18 protein-coding genes, 2 rRNA genes and 1 pseudogene are annotated in these 21326 nt (G+C 38.0%); 15 read left to right on the top strand and 6 right to left on the bottom strand.

What is annotated here, in order from left to right:
- From GG9_RS0108420 to rnd, 7 genes are all read left to right on the top strand, one after another.
- Positions 1–737, top strand: a 23S ribosomal RNA gene (locus GG9_RS0108420); the annotation flags it as partial.
- 145 nt (positions 738–882) lie between these two features.
- Positions 883–998 (top strand): 5S ribosomal RNA (rrf, locus tag GG9_RS0108425).
- Between the two features lie 196 nt (positions 999–1194).
- The gene (locus tag GG9_RS07945; protein ID WP_005630002.1) at positions 1195–3117 is read left to right on the top strand and encodes a DNA repair helicase YoaA; all 1923 of its coding nucleotides are present in this window, start codon (positions 1195–1197) and stop codon (positions 3115–3117) included.
- 12 nt (positions 3118–3129) lie between these two features.
- Positions 3130–3840 carry a tRNA (adenosine(37)-N6)-threonylcarbamoyltransferase complex dimerization subunit type 1 TsaB gene (gene tsaB / locus GG9_RS07940; RefSeq protein ID WP_005630003.1) on the top strand — a complete coding sequence of 237 codons (711 nt, stop codon included), beginning with the start codon at positions 3130–3132 and terminating at the stop codon, positions 3838–3840.
- Between the two features lie 24 nt (positions 3841–3864).
- Positions 3865–4416 (top strand): Slp family lipoprotein, encoded by a 552-nt coding sequence (locus GG9_RS07935; protein WP_005630004.1) that lies wholly within the window; start codon positions 3865–3867, stop codon positions 4414–4416.
- A 42-nt stretch (positions 4417–4458) separates the two neighbouring features.
- Positions 4459–6147 carry a long-chain-fatty-acid--CoA ligase FadD gene (fadD, locus tag GG9_RS07930; protein WP_005630005.1) on the top strand — a complete coding sequence of 563 codons (1689 nt, stop codon included), beginning with the start codon at positions 4459–4461 and terminating at the stop codon, positions 6145–6147.
- A 55-nt stretch (positions 6148–6202) separates the two neighbouring features.
- Complete coding sequence (rnd, locus tag GG9_RS07925; RefSeq protein WP_005630008.1) at positions 6203–7351, top strand: ribonuclease D; 1149 nt, start codon at positions 6203–6205, stop codon at positions 7349–7351.
- 36 nt (positions 7352–7387) lie between these two features.
- Here the strand turns inward: rnd and GG9_RS0108430 are convergent.
- The 3 genes and pseudogenes from GG9_RS0108430 to pth all read right to left on the bottom strand — a co-directional run bounded on the left by GG9_RS0108430 (position 7388) and on the right by pth (position 11053).
- Positions 7388–9257: pseudogene (locus tag GG9_RS0108430) on the bottom strand (acyltransferase family protein).
- 72 nt (positions 9258–9329) lie between these two features.
- The gene (ychF, locus tag GG9_RS07920; RefSeq protein WP_005630014.1) at positions 9330–10421 is read right to left on the bottom strand and encodes a redox-regulated ATPase YchF; all 1092 of its coding nucleotides are present in this window, start codon (positions 10419–10421) and stop codon (positions 9330–9332) included.
- Positions 10422–10468: 47 nt separating this feature from the next.
- The gene (gene pth, locus GG9_RS07915; RefSeq protein ID WP_005630016.1) at positions 10469–11053 is read right to left on the bottom strand and encodes an aminoacyl-tRNA hydrolase; all 585 of its coding nucleotides are present in this window, start codon (positions 11051–11053) and stop codon (positions 10469–10471) included.
- 166 nt (positions 11054–11219) lie between these two features.
- Between pth and GG9_RS07910 the strand changes: the two genes are divergently transcribed.
- The 5 genes from GG9_RS07910 to cpdA all read left to right on the top strand — a co-directional run bounded on the left by GG9_RS07910 (position 11220) and on the right by cpdA (position 15873).
- Positions 11220–11528 (top strand): RnfH family protein, encoded by a 309-nt coding sequence (locus tag GG9_RS07910; RefSeq protein ID WP_005630019.1) that lies wholly within the window; start codon positions 11220–11222, stop codon positions 11526–11528.
- A gap of 2 nt (positions 11529–11530) precedes the next feature.
- On the top strand, positions 11531–12745 hold the full coding sequence (locus GG9_RS07905; RefSeq protein WP_005630021.1) for a ribosomal protein uL16 3-hydroxylase: 1215 nt from the start codon (positions 11531–11533) through the stop codon (positions 12743–12745).
- Positions 12746–12898: 153 nt separating this feature from the next.
- Positions 12899–14218 carry an exodeoxyribonuclease VII large subunit gene (gene xseA / locus GG9_RS07900; protein WP_005630025.1) on the top strand — a complete coding sequence of 440 codons (1320 nt, stop codon included), beginning with the start codon at positions 12899–12901 and terminating at the stop codon, positions 14216–14218.
- 188 nt (positions 14219–14406) lie between these two features.
- Positions 14407–15039, top strand: a complete 633-nt coding sequence (nudF, locus tag GG9_RS07895; RefSeq protein WP_005630028.1) for an ADP-ribose diphosphatase — start codon at positions 14407–14409, stop codon at positions 15037–15039.
- A gap of 9 nt (positions 15040–15048) precedes the next feature.
- Positions 15049–15873: a 3',5'-cyclic-AMP phosphodiesterase gene (cpdA, locus tag GG9_RS07890; protein ID WP_005630031.1), complete on the top strand. Its 825-nt coding sequence runs from the start codon at positions 15049–15051 to the stop codon at positions 15871–15873.
- Between the two features lie 97 nt (positions 15874–15970).
- Here the strand turns inward: cpdA and GG9_RS07885 are convergent, their stop codons facing one another.
- The gene (locus GG9_RS07885) at positions 15971–16258 is read right to left on the bottom strand and encodes a YfcZ/YiiS family protein (RefSeq protein ID WP_005630034.1); all 288 of its coding nucleotides are present in this window, start codon (positions 16256–16258) and stop codon (positions 15971–15973) included.
- A gap of 207 nt (positions 16259–16465) precedes the next feature.
- Between GG9_RS07885 and GG9_RS07880 the strand changes: the two genes are divergently transcribed.
- The 3 genes from GG9_RS07880 (at position 16466) to mutH (ending at position 19144) form a co-directional block, all read left to right on the top strand.
- The gene (locus GG9_RS07880) at positions 16466–17860 is read left to right on the top strand and encodes a porin (RefSeq protein ID WP_005630036.1); all 1395 of its coding nucleotides are present in this window, start codon (positions 16466–16468) and stop codon (positions 17858–17860) included.
- 76 nt (positions 17861–17936) lie between these two features.
- Complete coding sequence (locus GG9_RS07875) at positions 17937–18476, top strand: methylated-DNA--[protein]-cysteine S-methyltransferase (RefSeq protein ID WP_005630038.1); 540 nt, start codon at positions 17937–17939, stop codon at positions 18474–18476.
- Entirely contained in the window at positions 18473–19144 is a 672-nt protein-coding gene (gene mutH, locus GG9_RS07870; RefSeq protein ID WP_005630040.1) for a DNA mismatch repair endonuclease MutH, read from the top strand. The genes GG9_RS07875 and mutH overlap by 4 nt, the downstream gene beginning before the upstream one ends.
- Here the strand turns inward: mutH and tilS are convergent.
- Together tilS and pdxY are read right to left on the bottom strand one after the other, a co-directional pair.
- A complete protein-coding gene (gene tilS / locus GG9_RS07865; protein WP_005630042.1) occupies positions 19141–20433 on the bottom strand; it encodes a tRNA lysidine(34) synthetase TilS in 1293 nt (430 codons plus the stop codon). The two genes, mutH and tilS, sit on opposite strands and share 4 nt — an antisense overlap.
- Entirely contained in the window at positions 20433–21299 is an 867-nt protein-coding gene (pdxY, locus tag GG9_RS07860; protein ID WP_005630043.1) for a pyridoxal kinase, read from the bottom strand. The genes tilS and pdxY overlap by 1 nt, the downstream gene beginning before the upstream one ends.
- Between the last annotated feature and the right edge of the window lie 27 nt (positions 21300–21326).

Consider the following 21326-nt stretch of genomic DNA (forward strand, 5'->3'; position numbering starts at 1 on the left):
CCTTGAAATACCACCCTTTAACGTTTGATGTTCTAACGAAGATTACGAAACGTGGTCTCGGACAGTGTCTGGTGGGTAGTTTGACTGGGGCGGTCTCCTCCCAAAGCGTAACGGAGGAGCACGAAGGTTTGCTAATGACGGTCGGACATCGTCAGGTTAGTGCAATGGTATAAGCAAGCTTAACTGCGAGACAGACAAGTCGAGCAGGTACGAAAGTAGGTCATAGTGATCCGGTGGTTCTGAATGGAAGGGCCATCGCTCAACGGATAAAAGGTACTCCGGGGATAACAGGCTGATACCGCCCAAGAGTTCATATCGACGGCGGTGTTTGGCACCTCGATGTCGGCTCATCACATCCTGGGGCTGAAGTAGGTCCCAAGGGTATGGCTGTTCGCCATTTAAAGTGGTACGCGAGCTGGGTTTAGAACGTCGTGAGACAGTTCGGTCCCTATCTGCCGTGGGCGTTGGAGAATTGGTTGGGGCTGCTCCTAGTACGAGAGGACCGGAGTGGACGCACCACTGGTGTTCCGGTTGTGTCGCCAGACGCATTGCCGGGTAGCTAAGTGCGGAAGAGATAAGTGCTGAAAGCATCTAAGCACGAAACTTGCCAAGAGATGAGTTCTCCCAATCTAAGAGATTGTAAGGGTTGTTTAAGACTAAGACGTAGATAGGCAGGGTGTGTAAGTGATGTGAGTCATTGAGCTAACCTGTACTAATTGCCCGAGGGGCTTAACTATACAACGCTCAAGTGTTTTTGGAAAACAGAGTGAAAGAAAAAGAAATTAACTAAACTAAATGTTCAGCTTGTGCCCAATAAGAACGAGTGAAAGGTAGAGGAAGAGCTGAGTAGCGAAAGATAAAGACAAGTTATCAACGAATTATCCTGGCGGCGATAGTGCGGTGGACCCACCTGACACCATACCGAACTCAGAAGTGAAACGCTGTAATGCCGATGGTAGTGTGGGGCATCCCCATGTGAGAGTAGGGCACCGCCAGGTTACCAAATACTTATCTAAGTTAAATTAAATAAAAACAGAAGAACCCCAGTTGAACAGCTGGGGTTTTTGTTTTTTATAATCTATTCATGATTTAATCAAATAAGAGTCTAATTTTAGTTTTAATAAAACAACTATCTTCATATACGATTTTTTATAAGTTTGTTAAACTAATAAAAATTTATATTTTTCTAATTTAATGAATTATCAAGATCGCATTTCTAATATTTTCTCTGTTAATGGCGAATTAAGTCAGAGTATCAAAGGTTTTAGACCTCGAACTGAGCAGATTGAAATGGCCCATGCTGTTGGCGAGTCAATCCAAAATAAATCTTCCCTTATCATTGAAGCTGGAACGGGTACAGGAAAAACCTTTGCATATCTCGCGCCTGCTTTAGTTTTTGGTAAAAAAACTATTATTTCTACAGGATCTAAAAATCTTCAAGATCAGCTTTTTAATCGAGATCTTCCAGCTATTAAAAAAGCCCTTAATTTCACGGGAAAAATTGCGTTGCTAAAAGGTCGAGCAAACTATCTTTGTTTAGAACGTTTAGAGCAAGTGATTGCTCAAGGTGTGCTTGGAGATAAGTCTGTTTTAGCCGAATTAAGTAAAGTACGTACATGGAACAATAGTACTAAAACAGGCGATTTCACAGAATGTATTGAGCTTGCAGAAGATAGCCCAATTATTCCTCAACTGACAAGTACAGCGGAAAGCTGTTTAGGTACAGATTGTCCTAATTATTCAGAATGTTATGTAGCAAGCGCGCGTAAAAAAGCATTAAATGCTGATTTGGTTGTGGTTAATCACCACTTATTTTTTGCAGATATGGCTGTAAAAGAAAGTGGTTTTGGCGAACTTATTCCAAATGCAGAAGTAATTATTTTTGACGAAGCTCATCAGTTACCAGATATTGCGAGTCAATATTTTGGCCAATCTTTGACATCACGACAGCTTTTTGATTTGTGTAAGGATATTAATATTGTCTATCGCACAGAACTTAAAGATATGCAGCAGCTTGGTACAACATCTGATACCTTACTGAAGGTTGTACAAGATTTTCGTTTATTACTGGGTAATGGGAGTAATGTTCGAGGAAATTGGCGTGAGCTTTACACGCAAAGTGCGGTGAAAAAATCCTTTGAATTATTACAGGAGAAAATAGATTTTTTAGCTGAGGTAATTAAATTAGCACTTGGTCGTTCCCAAACTTTGGATAGTATTTTTGAGCGTGTTGAATCCATTAAGATTCAGCTCAAGCGTTTATCTGAAACAAATATTGTAGGTTATTGTTATTGGTATGAAGGAAATGGTCGCCAGTTTGGTTTACATATTACGCCATTGACAGTAGCCGATAAATTTGGTGCTCAGCTCGAAGCGAAAGAAGCGGCTTGGATATTCACATCTGCGACATTAGAAGTAGGTGGAACTTTTAATCATTTCTGCCAACGTTTAGGTATTGAAAATGCGACACAAAAAATTTTACCGAGTCCCTTTAATTATTCTGAGCAGTCTTTGCTTTGTGTGCCTCGATATTTGCCGAATACCAATCAAGTGAATACATTAAATTCACTAGGCGAAATGTTATTACCCGTGATTGAAGCAAACAAAGGGCGTTGTTTTGTTCTTTGCACTTCTTATTCAATGATGCGTGGTTTAGCTGAATATTTCCGTGAAAAAAGTCATCTTTCGATTTTATTACAAGGCGAAACCTCAAAAGGCAAATTACTCGAACAATTTATAAAAGAAACGCATAGCGTTTTGGTGGCAACCTCTAGCTTTTGGGAAGGTGTAGATGTGCGCGGCGATGCACTTTCTTTAGTCATTATTGATAAGCTTCCTTTTACTGCGCCAGATGAGCCTTTGTTGAAAGCCCGTATCGAGGATTGCCGTTTACAAGGTGGCGATCCATTCAATAACATTCAAATTCCTGAAGCGGTGATTACGTTGAAACAAGGCGTAGGACGTTTAATTCGCGATGTTACAGATCGTGGTGTTGTAATTATTTGTGATAATCGATTAGTAATGCGCAATTATGGCGAAACATTTTTGAAAAGTTTACCTAACTCAAGTCGTACCCGTGATCTCAACAAAGTGATACAATTCTTACAAAATAAATAAACGAGAATAATAATGCAAAATTTAACTTTATTGGCGCTAGATACTTCAACTGAAGCTTGTTCTGTCGCTTTATTGTATCGTAGTGAGAAAACACATATTAATGAACTTGCTCAACGCACTCACACCAAACGAATTTTACCCATGATTGATGAAATTTTGGCAAATTCAGGTTTACGTTTAAATCAAGTTGATGCCCTTGCCTTCGGGCGTGGTCCGGGTAGTTTTACGGGCGTTCGTGTTGGTGCTGGGATTGCACAAGGTGTAGCGTTTGGTGCGGATTTACCTGTCATTCCTATTTCAAATTTAACCGCAATGGCACAGGCAGCATTTGAATTACATCAAGCAGAAAATGTCGTTTCAGCGATTGATGCGAGAATGAACGAAGTTTATTTTTCTCAATTAGTAAGAGAAAAAGTGCGGTCTGATGTCGGGGAATTTTTTCAATGGCGAGAAATCATAACTGAACAAGTTTGTTCCCCAGAACAAGCTATTAAACAGCTTCGAGATGATAATGCATTTAGAGTCGGGACTGGTTGGGCAGCGTATTCTCAATTTACTGAAAAAAATCTAACAAGCTCAGATATAGCGTTGCCTAATGCATTATATATGCTGGAGCTTGCACGAGTAGAATACTGGCAAAAACGCACAATTTCAGCTTTAGAGATTGAACCGATTTATTTGCGAAACGAGGTTACTTGGAAAAAATTACCAGGACGTGAATAAGTTTAAATAACTGGAGGATAGAAAATGAAAGGCAAAATCACCTTATTTTTTACCGCACTTTGCTTGGGATTGACTGGCTGTATGGCACCGCCGAAAGGGTTAGAAGAAGAGCGATTCTCTATTAATTCCTATCGCGAGATTTCCCCTAAAGATTTAACCTGTCATTGTAAAACTGTTCGACTTGGAGGGAAAATTGTTCAAGCGACCGTTTTACCAAATCAAACAAAAATTGAAGTGTTAAGTTTGCCGGTGTCATCAATTTCAGGTAAACCATTCGTTGAATTTCAATCGGATGGCCGCTTCATCGTGTATTTCAACGGCTTTGTGGACCCTGAAAATTTAAAAGAGCGTTATATTACTGTAGGTGGGCAATTAATTGGAACAGAGAAAGGCAAGATCGAACAAGCTGATTATACTTATCCTGTTATTCAACCTGATAAATACCGTATTTGGACACTCAGTACTACTTATGAGTATCCAACAGATGATTGGGATGAAGACGATGATTGGGGATTTTTTAGATGGAGACATCGTCCTTGGTATGTTCAGCCTGAAATTCGCTATTATTTGAATTAAATGATAAAATCTTAAAGATTTTCCAACAAATTAGGATAAAAAATGGAAAAAATTTGGTTTCAAAATTATCCAGAAGGCTCTGAAAAATTTCTGGATACCTCAAAATATGAATCTATTTTGGATATGTTCGACAAAGCTGTGCGCGAACATCCAGATCGCCCCGCTTATATTAATATGGGGCAAGTACTTACTTTTCGTAAATTAGAAGAGCGCAGTCGTGCATTTGCCGCATATTTGCAAAATGAATTTAAACTTCAGCGTGGGGATCGCGTGGCATTAATGATGCCAAATTTATTGCAATATCCCATCGCACTTTTTGGCATTTTGCGTGCTGGCTTAATTGCAGTAAATGTGAATCCTCTTTATACACCGAGAGAATTAGAGCATCAGTTGCAAGATAGTGGTGCGGTAGCAATTGTCGTGGTATCAAATTTTGCTTCTACCTTGGAAAAAGTCGTTTTCAATACCAATGTTAAACACGTTATTCTTACCCGAATGGGCGATCAACTTTCATTTGGTAAACGTACTTTAGTCAATTTTGTCGTGAAATATGTGAAAAAACTCGTGCCAAAATATAAATTGCCGCACGCAGTGACGTTCCGTGAAGTATTGAGTATTGGTAAATATCGACAATATGTTCGTCCTGAGATGGAACGCGAAGATTTAGCCTTTTTACAATATACTGGCGGCACAACTGGTGTAGCGAAAGGTGCAATGCTGACGCACGGAAATATTATAACCAATGTCTTCCAAGCAAAATGGATTGCAGAACCATTTATTGGTGATCATTCTCGCACTCGTTCTGCCATTTTAGCCTTGCCTCTTTATCACGTATTTGCCTTAACCGTAAACTGCTTATTATTTTTAGAGTTAGGTGTAACGGCGATCTTAATTACTAATCCGAGAGATATTGAAGGATTTGTGAAAGAATTGAAAAAATATCGTTTTGAAGCAATCACTGGTGTGAATACCTTATTTAATGCCTTGTTAAATAATGAAAATTTCAAAGAAGTTGATTTTTCAGCTTTAAAACTTTCTGTAGGGGGCGGTATGGCTATTCAACAGTCTGTAGCAACACGTTGGCACGAATTGACGGGCTGTAACATCATTGAAGGTTATGGAATGACGGAATGTTCGCCATTAATCGCCGCTTGTCCGATTAATGTTGTGAAACATAATGGCACTATTGGTGTGCCAGTGCCAAATACAGATATAAAAATCATTAAAGATGATGGCTCTGATGCAAAAATTGGCGAAGCTGGCGAATTATGGGTGAAAGGCGATCAAGTAATGCGAGGTTATTGGCAACGACCAGAAGCAACCAGTGAAGTGTTAAAAGATGGTTGGATGGCAACTGGCGATATTGTCATTATGGATGAATCATATAGCTTACGCATTGTAGATCGTAAAAAAGATATGATTTTGGTTTCTGGCTTTAATGTCTATCCAAATGAAATTGAAGATGTCGTTATGCTGAATTACAAAGTGGCTGAGGCTGTGGCAATTGGTGTTCCTCACGCAGTTTCTGGCGAAACGATAAAAATCTTTGTGGTGAAAAAAGACGATAGCTTAACTCGTGATGAACTTCGCAACCATTGTCGTCAATATCTCACAGGCTATAAAGTGCCAAAAGAAATTGAGTTCCGAGACGAACTACCAAAAACCAATGTTGGCAAGATTTTACGTCGGGTTTTACGCGATGAAGAGATCGCAAAACGTTCAAAACATTAATGTCAAAATGGGATAGCAATATCCCATTTTTGTTCTTTTCAAATAAAAAGTCACTATGATAAAAGAATGTCAAAATCCACCGCACTTTAGGGTCATTGCGGATAATGCTGCGCTATTAGAAGTTTGTAATTTAGCCCAACAGAAAAGTGCGGTCGCCTTAGATACAGAATTTATGCGTGTTTCCACTTATTTTCCTAAGTTGGGATTAATCCAACTTTATGATGGCGAGCGCGTCTCTTTAATTGATCCTTTAGCGATTACGGATTTTTCTCCTTTTATCGCATTGTTAGCCAATCCTAAAGTATTAAAAGTCTTACATTCTTGTAGTGAAGATTTATTGGTTTTCTTACAAGAATTTGATCAGCTTCCATGCCCAATGATTGATACGCAAATTATGGCGCGATTTCTTGGGCTTGGCACATCCGCAGGCTTGGCAAAATTAGCACAACAATATTTAAATGTAGAAATCGATAAAGGCGCAACTCGCACCAATTGGATCAAACGCCCCCTTTCTGATATTCAACTTCAATATGCCGCAGGCGATGTTTGGTATTTGTTGCCACTTTATCATATTCTTGAAAAAGAGTTAGCTAAAACACCTTGGGAACAAGCAGTAAGAGATGATTGCGAACTTATTCTTGCTAAAACGCATAAATTACAAGAGCGAGATTCAGAAAAAGCCTATTTGGATATTCCAAATGCTTGGAAATTAAATCCATTAGAATTGTCTCGTTTAAGAATTTTGGCACAGTGGCGACAAAACGTGGCAATAGAACGTGATTTAGCACTTTCTTATATTGTGAAATCAGAACATCTTTGGAAAGTGGCAAAGAATAATCCACGTAATACATCTGAAATGTTAGAAATGGGATTAACTGAAAATGAAGTGCGTGTACGTGGTAAGAAAATTCTACAATTACTTGCTCAAGCTAGACGTGTTTCTTCTAATGACTATCCAAAATCTATTGAACGTATTTCTGAAGATCCTCGTTATAAAAAAACAATTCAATTATTACAAGAAAAAGTGAATAGCCTAACACCAGCAGGTTTAACCCCTGAAATCGTTGCAAGTAAACGCACTTTGGATGAATTAATTAAATGGGTTTGGAAATATAATTGTTCTCAAAATAAACTCCCTGAGCTGCTGATTGGCTGGCGTAAACCTATTGGTGAAAAGTTAGTTGATACACTTAAGCAGATATAAAAAAGCGTTGGGCAAATAGCTCAACGCTTTTCGTTTTTACTCGTAGAGTTTTTTCACTTGTTCAGGTGTCATCACTCGTTGGTATTTACTAAATTCTTTTGCCATATAGTAAGCACCAAAATTTGTTAGGTGATCTTGATCAGCGTACAAGTATTTTCCTTCTGCCATAACACTATCTTTTGGTAAATACTGTTGAGCATCTACCCAATAAACATTAGGAATATCTTTGACTAAATCATGAATAATTTTGTTACTCGCATCAATATCGCCCATACGATGAATTGGCGTTAAGTATTTTTCAAGTCCATAATTTTCTAATAAGTAACCACGCAGTGGAGAACGGCTTACTGAACTATTATTAGCAAAAACATATACGGGCTTTTGCATCGCTAGTTGTTTCACTGTGTTTTTAAAACGCGCTTTAAAGTCTGGTTCAATGAAAGTTTCGGGTCTAAAGCGAGGTACTGGTTGTCCGCCCATTTTCAAGTCATAAAATGCTGAAATAAATATCGCTTTATATTGAGAATCTTTCTGCCATACAGATTGGCAATTAGGATCTAATTGATATTGTTCATTCACAATAAAGCTACATTCAAATTTATCTTTGAAAATATCTGCTTTCCAGCCTTCTTTATTTCCCACGTAGTTTAGAAAAGCTTCTAAATGTGAAGAATGAGAATCACCTAAAATAATGACCTTAGCAGGATAATGATTTTCATTAGAAACAGGAATTGATTGTTCAATGTGTTCTTTTTCAGCTCGTATTGTTTGTCTTTTATAAAGATTAAATCCTAAGAGTAAAAGAGAAGGAATAAAATAAATATAAAGAAAACTTTGTTTAAAGTTTAGTTTTGATTTTCTAATTGGCTGTTCGATTAAATAATAACTTAGAACTGAAAAAATTATTGTTAATACTATTACTATAGCGATAGATTGATTATTAATTTGTTTTTCGCCCGTTATATAATAAGCAAACGCAATAAAAATCCAATGATATAAATAAAGAGAATAAGAAATTTTTCCAATAAACACTATTGCTTTATTAGATAAACATAATTTAACGATGTTATTTTGTGATGTGGTATGAATAATTAATGCTGTAAAAATACAAGGAAGAATTAAAGTAATACCTGGAATAAATGCAATATTATTATTCATTAAAAATAAGCAGGAAAATAATAGTAATGTACTTAAGATAGCCAGAATATTATTTACTTGCTTACTCAATTGAACCTTGTTTGAAAGATTATGATAAATTGCCAACAAAGATCCTACAAGTAATTCAGGAAATCTTAGGTTTAGAGAGATAATAAATATTAGGCTGGTGCAATACTTCTTTGTAAAAGTTAGCTGAAACAAAAGATGTCGCAAGTAAAATAAAAAATAAAATTAGCGTTATAATAAATAATACTTTAACTTCTCTAAATTTTTTATAAGCTAAAATGAGGATAAGTGGAAAAATAAGATAGTATTGTTCTTCTACGGCTAATGACCAAATGTGCAATGCAGGATTCTCATTCGCACTTAAATCAAAATAACCTTGTGTTAATCCTAGATAGAAATTAGATAGGAATGCAATAGCTAATTCAATGGTTTTTCTTAATTTATTGAAATCATTATAAATAAAAATAGCAGACGCAATGAAAGACACTAATGCCATTACTGTAATAAAAGCGGGATAAATTCGTTTAATACGTCGAGTATAAAATTGTTTAAGCGAAAAAGAATTCTGTTGAATTTCTGTGATAATAATACCCGTAATCAGAAACCCAGAAATAACAAAGAAAATATCCACCCCAAGAAAACCGCCTGATAACCAGTTTTCATTAAGATGATAAATAATGACTGAAATAACAGCAATTGCGCGCAGTCCGTCAATTTCTGGACGATATTTAATAGATGACATAATATTCCTTTTATAAAATATAAACCGCACCTTGATTTATGCGTCAAAAGTGCGGTTATTTTTTGTGTGTTTTTATACGTTGAATCGGAAGTGCATTACATCGCCATCTTGTACGATGTAATCTTTACCTTCTAAACGCCATTTACCCGCTTCTTTTGCGCCGTTTTCGCCGTTGAATTGGATAAAATCTTCATAAGCGATAACTTCTGCTCGGATAAAGCCTTTTTCAAAGTCGGTGTGGATTACTGCGGCTGCTTTTGGTGCAGTAGCACCAACTGAAACTGTCCAAGCTCGTACTTCTTTTACGCCAGCAGTGAAATAAGTTTGAAGATTTAAAAGTGAGTAACCCGCACGAATTACACGATTTAAGCCAGGTTCTTCAATGCCTAAATCTTGTAAAAACTCGACTTTTTCTTCATCATCAAGTTCTGCAATTTCAGCTTCAATTGCAGCACATACTGGAACAACCACTGCCCCTTCTTTTTCGGCAATTTCACGAACGCGATCTAAGTATGGATTATTTTCAAAGCCATCTTCATTTACGTTTGCGATATACATTGTTGGTTTTAATGTTAAGAAGTTGTAACTTTTGATTGCTTGCAATTCTTCTTTGTCTAATCCAACTGAGCGAATCATTCCTGCATTTTCAAGCACAGGGAGGATTTTTTCCATTACGGAAAGCTCGAATTTAGCTTCTTTATCGCCACCTTTGGCACGTTTTTGTAAACGTTGGATTGCTCGTTCACAGCTGTCTAAATCTGCTAAGGCTAATTCAGTGTTGATAGTTTCGATGTCATCAAGTGGGTCAATTTTGCCTGCAACGTGTACAATATCATCATTTTCAAAGCAACGTACGACGTGACCGATCGCATCGGTTTCACGAATATTCGCGAGGAATTTGTTACCTAAGCCTTCGCCTTTGCTCGCTCCCGCAACTAAGCCTGCGATGTCCACGAATTCCATCGTGGTAGGTAATACGCGTTCAGGTTTAACGATTTCTGCCAATGCATCTAAACGAGGATCTGGCATTGGCACGACACCAGTATTTGGTTCGATAGTACAGAATGGATAGTTTGCGGCTTCAATACCAGCTTTAGTGAGCGCGTTAAAAAGAGTAGATTTGCCGACATTTGGCAATCCGACAATACCACATTTGAATCCCATAATTTTTCCTTATATTGAGTAAAACGGTTGTAAAACTAACCGCACTTTTAAATTTTGAAACTGTTTAAACGGTTGGTCGCTTTGACCATTCCATCTTTGAAAATCATTTCTACACAATCAGTCGCTTCATCTAACACTTTTTCAAGTGCATCGTGATCTGCCGGCGATGGTTTATTTAAGACGTAACCTGCCACTAAATCACGATGACCTGGATGCCCAATGCCAATACGTAAACGATAGAAATTATTGTTATTGCCTAATTGAGTCACAATATCTTTTAAGCCGTTATGTCCGCCGTGCCCGCCGCCTTGTTTGAGTTTTGCGATGCCAGCAGGCAAATCTAGTTCATCGTGAATCACTAAAATTTCTTCAGGCTTAATACGGTAAAAACTTGCTAATGCCCCAACTGCTTTACCGCTTAAATTCATAAAAGTTGTTGGCACTAAAAGGTGAACTTCTTTTCCATTCACTAAAGTGCGGGCAGTTTTTCCGAAGAATTTATTTTCAGGATTTAACGAAACGTTAAAACGGCACGCCAAGCGTTCAATAAGCCATTCGCCAGCATTGTGGCGTGTATCGGCATATTTTTCGCCAGGATTGCCTAAACCAACAATGAGTTTTATTTCTGACATTTTTATTTGATGATGTAAAAAATAGTGGCGTATTGTAGCGAAAAAGCCTTAAATTCTCAATCTATAAGGTGGAAACAAAGGGGTAATTTATTGCGCGTGATTTATCATTAAAAGTCACCGCACTTTTCCGTTATAATGGTTAAAATTTTTTAATGAAGAAGTAAAAATGAATCAGATTAACATTGAAATCGCTTATGCTTTTCCCGAACGTTATTATTTGAAATCTTTTCAAGTTGATGAAGGAATCACCGTGCAAACTGCGATTACGCAATCAGGGATTTTAAGCCAATTTCCAGAGATTGATTTGAGCACAAATAAAATTGGGGTTTTCAGTCGTCCAATAAAATTGACGGATGTATTAAAAGAGGGCGATCGTATTGAAATTTACCGTCCATTACTTGCTGATCCGAAAGAAATTCGCCGTAAACGTGCAGCAGAGCAAGCTGCAGCCAAAGATAAAGAAAAAGGAGCTTAAAAATGACCGCACTTTCATCTGTTGATTTTTGTTTACCTGAACATATCACGCCAGAAATTTTTCTTCGTGATTATTGGCAGAAAAAGCCACTTGTAATTCGTAACGGTTTGCCTGAAATTGTTGGGCAGTTTGAGCCACAAGATATTATTGAGCTTGCACAAAATGAAGATGTTACCGCTCGTTTAGTGAAGACATTTTCTCATGATGATTGGAAAGTTTTTTTTAGCCCTTTAAGCGACAAGGATTTTCAAAAATTGCCAGAAAAATGGTCGGTGTTAGTTCAAAATTTAGAGCAATGGTCGCCTGAATTAGGACAACTTTGGAACAAATTTGGCTTTATTCCTCAATGGCAACGTGACGACATTATGGTGTCTTACGCACCGAAAGGTGGCTCTGTTGGTAAGCATTATGATGAATATGATGTATTTTTAGTGCAAGGCTATGGTCATCGTCGTTGGCAAGTGGGTAAATGGTGTGATGCAAGCACTGAATTTAAACCAAATCAATCAATCCGAATTTTTGATGATATGGGCGAATTAGTCATTGATGAAGTAATGAATCCAGGGGATATTTTGTATATTCCAGCCCGTATGGCACATTATGGCGTGGCTGAAGATGATTGTTTAACTTTTTCTTTTGGCTTGCGTTATCCAAATTTAAGTAATTTGATTGATGGCATAAGCAAAGGTTTTTGTCATCAAGATCCTGATTTGAATTTAAGCGAGTTTGATTTACCGCTACGTTTAAGCCAGTCTGAACAACGTACAGGTAAACTTGCAGATGAAAATATTCAAGCAATGAAACAGCTTTTATTAGATAAATTGGCTAATTCAAAAGCTTTTGATACGTTGTTTAAACAAGCTGTGGCAAGTGCGGTGAGTTCTCGTCGTTACGAGTTATTAGTCTCTGATGAAATGAGCGATCCTGATGAAGTGCGATCAATTTTAGAAGAAGATGGCGCATTCCTTTCTCAAGACAACAATTGTAAATTGCTTTATACCGAAAATCCGTTGCGAATTTATGCGAACGGCGAATGGTTAGATGAGCTTAATGTGATTGAGACCGAAGTGTTAAAACGCTTATCTGACGGCGAAAGTTTAGATTGGGCATTTTTATCAAGTTTAGTGAATAAAACCGAAGATCCTGAAACTTCGATGGATTTGCTGTTAGATTCCATTTGTAACTGGGTTGATGATGGTTGGGTAATTATAGAATAATCAAGCTCCCCCTCTTTAGAAAAGAGGGGATGGGGGAGATTTGATAATGATGTTTAATTACTTACGAGGTTGATTTTACCTCTGCCAAATCTCCCCTTCCCCCCTCTTTGCTAAAGAGGGGGATTATCTTTAACCTTTAAGATATAACAAACTATGTCAGACAATATTTATTCCGTCTCTCAACTTAACTCTGCCGCGCGTCAGATGTTGGAGGGGCATTTTTCCCAAATTTGGCTAACGGGGGAAATTTCCAATTTTACGCAACCCGTGTCTGGGCATTGGTATTTAACGCTGAAAGATGAAAATGCACAGGTGCGTTGTGCGATGTTTCGTATGAAAAATTTGCGTGTTGCTTTTCGTCCGCAAAATGGAATGCAAGTGCTTGTGCGTGCCAATGTGAGTTTATATGAGCCTCGCGGCGATTATCAACTTATTATTGATTCTATGCACCCAGCAGGCGAAGGCTTATTGCAACAGCAATTTGAAGCATTAAAAATGAAGCTGGCTGCGGAGGGATTGTTTGCTCAAAATCTTAAGAAAAATCTACCGCACTTTAGTAAAGCCGTTGGGATTATAACTTCTTCTACAGGTGCGGCATTGCAAGATATTTTGCATATTTTGGCACGCCGTGATCCAAATTTAAAAGTTGTTATTTATCCCACTGCAGTTCAAGGCAAAGAGGCGACCGCAGAAATTGTGCAAATGATTGAACTTGCCAATCTGCGACAAGAAGTGGATGTATTAATTGTGGGTCGTGGTGGTGGTTCATTAGAAGATCTTTGGTGTTTTAATGAAGAAAACGTGGCGCGAGCGATTTTTCGTTCAACCTTACCCATTATCAGTGCGGTAGGTCACGAAACAGATGTGACGATTGCCGATTTTGTGGCAGATCTTCGTGCGCCGACCCCTTCCGCAGCGGCTGAGTTAGTTAGTCGTAATCAAGATGAATTATTGCAACAACTTCGCCATCAACAGCAACGTTTAGATATGGCATTTGATCGTTTATTTACGCGAAAAAGCCAGCGTTTGAAACAGCTTGCCTTAAGATTACACAATCAACATCCACAGAATCAGTTACGCGTTCAACAAGCAAAAAATGAACAGCTTACGTATCGCTTACAACTTGCTATGTTGCGTCAGTTTGAAAATACACAGCAAAAATTCACCGCACTTTCTTCTCGTTTAAAACAAAATCCATTGCCATATCGAGTGCAACGTCATCAACAACGCTTAGAGCAGCTAAAAGTGCGGTTAAATTTTTGCGTAAATCGCCAAGTGACGGAGCGTCAAAATAAACTGGCAACATTATGCGGAAAATTGGATGGTTTAAGCCCGTTGAAAGTCTTGGCAAGAGGTTATTCCATTGCGGAAAACCCACAAGGTAGAGCTATTGTTAGCGTGAAAGATGTCAATCAAGGGGATTTAATTACAACCCAAGTGGCTGATGGAAAAATTGTGAGTAAGGTTTTATAGGATGCTTATTTTGTAAAAATGAAACATTATCTTACATACTTCTGAAAAAAGAATGCCGTGATTATTGATAAATTATCACGGTATTTTATTTTGTGACTCACTTCAAACTTTCAACAAAAAGTGGAAACCTTCTATTTTTTTTGTAGTCTTTTAAGCGTATGATTTGCGCGCAGTTTTGGAGAAAACAGATGTCAGAAATTCAACATTTTAGCCAACAAGATATAGAAATATTGGGAGAACAAACTTTATATGAAGGTTTTTTCACACTTAAACAAATCCAATTTAAACATAAACTTTTTGCTGGAGGGCAAAGTGGCGTCGTAACCCGAGAATTACTGATTAAAGGTGCCGCCTCAGCAGTTATCGCTTATGATCCAAAAGAAGATTCTGTGATTTTAGTCGAACAAGTTCGTATTGGCGCAGCTTATCATCCAGAATCTAATCGTTCGCCTTGGTTACTCGAACTAATTGCGGGTATGGTAGAAAAAGGCGAAAAGCCAGAAGAAGTTGCTTTGCGTGAGAGTGAAGAAGAAGCGGGAATTCAAGTCAAAAATTTAACGCATTGTTTAAGTGTGTGGGATAGCCCAGGTGGCATAGTGGAGCGGATTCATTTATTTGCAGGCGAAGTGGATAGCTCACAAGCAAAAGGTATTCACGGTTTGGCTGAAGAAAATGAAGATATTCGAGTACAGGTAGTAAAACGTGAACAGGCGTATCAATGGATGTGCGAGGGGAAAATTGATAATGGCATTGCAGTGATTGGATTGCAGTGGCTTCAATTAAATTATGCTCAGTTACAACAAAGTTGGAAATGTAGTTAGGGGGCATTAATGAAAAATGCGTTTGTTTATCAGACGGAAAAGCCTGTTATTAAATTATTACAAATTACGGATCCCCATTTATTTAAAGATGAAAGTGCAGAATTATTGGGGATCAATACACAAGCAAGTTTTGCTCAAGTATTAAAGGAAATTCAGCAAGAAAATCATGAGTTTGATGTGATCCTTGCTACAGGCGATCTTGTGCAGGATAGTAGTGATGAAGGTTACACTCGTTTTGTAGAAATGATGAAGCCTTTCAATAAACCCGTATTTTGGATTCCAGGAAATCACGATTTTCAACCTAAAATGGCAGAATTTTTAAATCAGCCACCAATGAACGCGGCAAAACATCTTCTATTGGGCGAACATTGGCAAGCTTTATTGTTGGATAGTCAAGTTTATGGTGTACCGCACGGACAACTAAGCCAGCATCAACTCGATTTATTAAAAGAAACCTTAGAAAAAAATCCTGAACGCTATACGTTGGTTGTATTACACCATCATTTATTACCAACTAATTCCGCGTGGCTTGATCAACATAATCTTCGTAATTCTCACGAATTGGCAGAAGTACTTGCGCCTTTTACTAATGTGAAAGCTATTTTGTATGGGCATATTCATCAAGAAGTAAACAGTGAATGGAATGGTTATCAAGTGATGGCAACGCCAGCAACTTGTATTCAATTTAAACCTGATTGCCAGTATTTTTCTCTTGATACGTTACAACCTGGTTGGCGTGAAATTGAGCTACATTCAGATGGTTCAATTCGTACCCAAGTAAAGCGTATTCAGCAAGCAGAATTTTTGCCGAATATGCAAGAAGAGGGATATTAAATTTTGTGGACGTTTTAAAAATCGTTTTCATAGTGCGTATTTTTAAAACGTCCACTATTCTAATTCAATAAAAGTGCGGTCAAATTTTTAATTGTTTTTAACGATTCGCCAGTTCAAAAATCATTGCCTCTGCTTGGCAACTAAAAGTGAAAGAAGCATTTAGTTGAACACCGTTTTCAACTGCCACGATTTCGCTTTTAATTTCGCAAGGATCGCTTTCTGTATCGCGTGCTTTCTTCGTTAATCGTTCAAGAGCCACATTGGCATCAGCTTCTGTGCTATAAACTTGATGTACTTCTACAGTACAGTCAGAGCCATCAATAATAGTGCCTACATCAACACAGCTACAAGTTAAGGATTCTTCTGCTTTGCATTTTACTGTCATTTTCTTTTCCTTATATGAATGTTTTTGCGTATTTTATCATTTTTCTTTTTTCCCATAAATGACAAAAATTGAACAAAACAATCCATTAAATGCAAAAAGTTCCCGCTAACTGGTCGGAACTCTAATAAAAACAAGGAAATAAATTTGCACTCAATAGCATCGGGTTTTAGAATTCCCCAGATTTTTATTTATAACAAAGGTTTCCGAATGAAAAAATTTAATCAATCTATATTAGCAACGGCAATGTTATTGGCTGCTGGTGGGGCAAATGCGGCTGCTTTCCAATTGGCGGAAGTTTCTACTTCTGGGCTTGGTCGCGCCTATGCTGGTGAAGCGGCGATTGCAGATAATGCCTCTGTCGTGGCAACTAACCCTGCGTTGATGAGTTTATTTAAAACGAATCAATTTTCTGTGGGTGGCGTTTATGTGGATTCTAAGATTAATATGAGTGGTAATACTCAATTAAGTATCCTTGGAAAGGACGTAACTCCTATATTGCAACCTTCATCAAAAGATCTTTATCAGAAAAGTGTGGTTCCTGGCTCACTTGTGCCAAATATGTATTTTGTCGCACCTATTAACGACAAATTTGCTCTTGGTGGTGGAATGAATGTGAACTTTGGTTTAAAGAGTGAATACGATAACAAATACAATGGCGGTGTGTTTGGTGGAACAACAGATCTAACCGCGTTAAATTTAAACCTAAGTGGATCTTATCGTGTTACTGAGGGATTTAGTGCTGGTTTAGGCTTGAATGCGATTTATGCTCAAGCAAAAATTGAGCGTAGAGCTGGTTTCCTTGCCGATGTTCCAGAGGCGTTACGTACGGCAGCTATGGTTAATCAAGATATTGCAACTCTTTTAACGTCCCCTAACGCATCAGCACTTCTCTCTTCTCCAGCATTGGCTAATGTGAAAAAAGATACCATTCTAACTCAATTACAAGATAAAGCAGCTTGGACTTTTGCTTGGAATGCAGGCTTAATGTATCAATTTAATGAAAATCATCGAATTGGTTTAGCTTATCATTCTAAAGTAGATATTGACTTTACGGATCGTACGGCAACTAGTTTACAAGTTCCGCGTATTGGTCAAGAGGGTGGTTTAAAACTTAATTTGCCTGATTACTTAGAATTTTCAGGATTCCACCAATTAACTGAAAAATTTGCGATGCACTATAGTTATAAATATTCTCATTGGAGCCGTTTGAAAAACTTATATGCAAGCTATCACGCTGATGGAAAAGAAGCTTTCCATAAGAAAATGTACTACAGAAATAGTTCGCGTGTAGCACTAGGTGGAACCTACGATGTGGATGAGAAATTAACTTTACGAGCAGGTATTGCTTATGATCAAGCTGCAGCAACTGAACATGCTAGTGCGGCTATTCCCGATACCGACCGTACTTGGTATAGTGTGGGTGCTACATATAAATTTACCCCGAATCTTTCAGTTGATTTAGGCTATGCTTATTTGAAAGGTAAAAAAATTCATTTCAAAGAAGAGCAAGTTATTAGAAATGGTGCAGTGGTCGTTACAGGTAATTACACCTCTAAAGCAAGCGCAAATCTTTACGGCTTAAACTTAAATTATAGTTTCTAATCCGTTAAAAAATTTAGCATAATAAAGCACACTTCTGCACGAAGTGTGCTTTTCTTTTATAAAAACAAGGCGAAAAATGACCGCACTTTATTACACTTATTACCCCTCGCCAGTCGGACGACTTTTGATTTTATCTGACGGCGAAAGCATTACACATATTGATTTTGAAAAAGAGCAATATGCGCCTAATCCCAAATGGCTCAAGCAAGATGAATTGCCTGTTTTTCAAAAAGTGAGGTTGGCTTTTGAACGATATTTTAATGGGGAAGTTGAGCGTTTTTTAGATATTCCCTTAAAACCAGAAGGTACAGCGTTTCAACAAGCCATTTGGCAAGCCTTGCGAGAAATTGATTATGGCGGACTTTCAAGTTATGGAGAGCTGGCGTTACGGATTAATAATCCTAAAGCTGTTCGTGCCGTGGGAGGTGCAGTAGGCAGTAATCCGATTAGTATTATTATTCCTTGCCATCGTATTTTAGGCAAAGACCGAACTTTAACTGGTTTTGGTGGTGGCTTAGAGGCAAAACGTTTTTTATTACAGTTAGAGAAAATTCCCTATATTGATAAAGGCACTGAAAACACGAAGCCTCGCTTTTTTAAGAAATATCACGAATGATTCCACAAACCCTTGAACAATTACTTTCCCAAGCGCAATCAATTGCAGGCTTAACTTTTGGAGAGTTAGCGGATGAACTGCATATTCCTGTCCCGCCAGATTTAAAACGTGATAAAGGCTGGGTAGGCATGTTATTAGAGCGCGCTTTAGGTGCAACGGCAGGGAGTAAAGCTGAACAGGATTTTTCCCATTTAGGTGTTGAACTTAAAACATTGCCGATTAATGCGGAGGGTTATCCGCTTGAAACCACTTTTGTGAGCCTTGCCCCGTTGGTACAAAATTCAGGGGTTAAATGGGAAAATTCTCACGTTCGTCATAAACTTTCTTGTGTACTTTGGATGCCCATTGAAGGCAGCCGCCATATTCCATTGCGTGAACGCCATATCGGCGTGCCAATTTTATGGAAACCAACTGCTGAACAAGAACGTCAATTAAAACAAGATTGGGAAGAATTGATGGATTTAATTGTACTTGGCAAATTGGAGCAAATTACTGCTCGAATTGGGGAAGTTATGCAACTTCGCCCGAAGGGGGCAAATAGCCGTTCTGTGACAAAAGGCATAGGAAAAAATGGCGAAATTATAGATACCTTGCCTTTAGGTTTTTATCTAAGAAAAGAATTTACCGCTCACATTTTGAAAGCATTTTTAGATGTAAAGCCACTTTAACTTGACTTTAAAACACGGAAAAAACCGACCGCACTTTTTAGCTTGTTGCCATAAAAAATTAAAGGGATTCGATTGCGTTCCCAAGGTGGCACGCTTAATTCTTGCCAGATTTTTTTTATCTCTTCTCTTGGGCGTTTCGGATGATGTTTAACTTTGCCCGAATAGCCAAAGCGGATAGAAATAGGCAAGTCCGTTTTTTCTAGCGTAACAGAGTAATCCTGCCAGTAGAAAATCAGGTTTTGTTCATTTTCTTGAACACTGAGATTGCCTAAATCATCAGGTAAACTTAACGTGTTTTGTTTTAATTTTAGGCAGCATTTGGTTAGATCAGAAAATGGCTTAGTTAAATATAAACTATCTTGATAACGTCGAATGACTTTATTTACAAGCTGAAATTGAGGGTTTGCCTCTTCTTTTGCAAAAACAACATCATTAATAAGTTGTGTAAGTTGGCGTTTACTTGGCATTTCAAATTGGTTTTCGGCAAGCCACATACGCAAAAGTGCGGTCTGTTTTGCGGGTGAATATTGGCGAAATTGGAGCAGTTTAAATTGGTTTTTAATTTGACAATGTTCTGCAAAGGCTTCACTCAATAAATCATTAATTAACTGTTGTTGCTCAAAACAATGTTGAGCAGAACGCTGTACGGCTAAATCAAAATGAGCCCAGCGTTCACGTAATTCTGGCAAAATTTCATTGCGCAAGAAATTACGATCGTATCGATTATCCTCATTACTTTCATCTGTAATCCAGTTAAGTTTTTCTTTTTGCGCATAATCCTCTAACTGTGAGCGAGTAAAGCCTAACAATGGGCGTAAAATTGACATTCCGAATAATACACTTTGTTGTTGCATGGCGCCTAAACCTTGTAGCCCACTGCCACGTTTTAGCGCTAAGAAAAACGTTTCTGTTTGATCGTTTAGATGATGCGCTGTAACAAGAATTTCTTGCGTTTGAAGATGTTTTTTTATGGCTTGATAGCGTGCTTCACGAGCCCCGGCCTCAATGCCATTGGTTTTATCTACTTGTACTCGCTCGATAATCAACGGAATTTGAAATTGATCGCATAAGTCTTGGCAATGTTGAGCCCAACTGTCTGCATTGGGGCTTAAGCCGTGATGAATGTGGATTGCTCGTAAAGATAAAGTTTGCAAGTGCGGTTGTTTTTGACGAAGTTTTGCAAATAAAGAAAGAAGCACAGAGGAATCCAAACCACCACTCAAGGCAATAAGAAACCCTTGAGCAGAGGTTTGTTTGAGTTGTTTTTCAATGTCTGAAAGTAAGTCCATTAGGCAACTTTTTCAGCCTTATAATTGCTGCTTGGGTTGAGAATTTCAAAACGTGCGGCAATGGTTTGTAATTCGTAAGAACCCAGTTCAAAGGTGGTTTTCATTACGCCTGCCACTTCATTATTCATTGCTTCAAAAGCTTCAACATCAGATTTTCCATTGAGCAAATTCGCTAAGAATGTACCTGCGATTAAATCGCCCACGCCCACTGGTTCAAAGTTGAATTGATAAAGTGGACGGCTTAAATGCCAAACCCCCTCTGGGGTTGCCATAATAATTTCAAATGTATCAGGATCGTTAATTTTACCCGCACTGCCTAAATGTTTAACAAGAACTTTCTTCACGCCTTTTGCAATCAACGCATTCACTGCTTTTAATACATCGTCAAAGGTATTAATTGGAAATTCGGTTAGCTGACGCAATTCGTGTAAGTTTGGCGTCATAATATCTGCCACTGGAATGGCTTTTTCAATAAGTGCTTCGCGAACACCATTGGCAACCACGCAGATTTTTTTCGGATGTGGCATTACAGGATCGCATAAATAAAGCGCATTTGGATTACGCAGTTTGATTTGCTCTAAAGCAAAAAGAATTTGATCGACTTGTTCCGCAGATCCTAAGTAACCTGATAGTAAGGCATCACATTCTTGTAGTTTTTCAATGTTATCAAGTCCAGTTACAATTTCTCGGATTTGTTCTTGTGGAATGACCATGCCTGTCCATTTTCCGTATTGGGTGTGATTAGAAAATTGAACGGTATTTAATGCCCATACATCAACGCCTAACAACTGCATTGGAAAAGTCGCGGATTTATTACCCGCAAAACCATAGACCACGTGGGATTGGATCGAAAGTACATTTTTCATTGTATTTGCTCCTTTGTTGTATATTTA

It is taken from the genome of Haemophilus haemolyticus M19501 (assembly GCF_000222025.1).
Lineage (GTDB): Bacteria > Pseudomonadota > Gammaproteobacteria > Enterobacterales > Pasteurellaceae > Haemophilus > Haemophilus haemolyticus_G.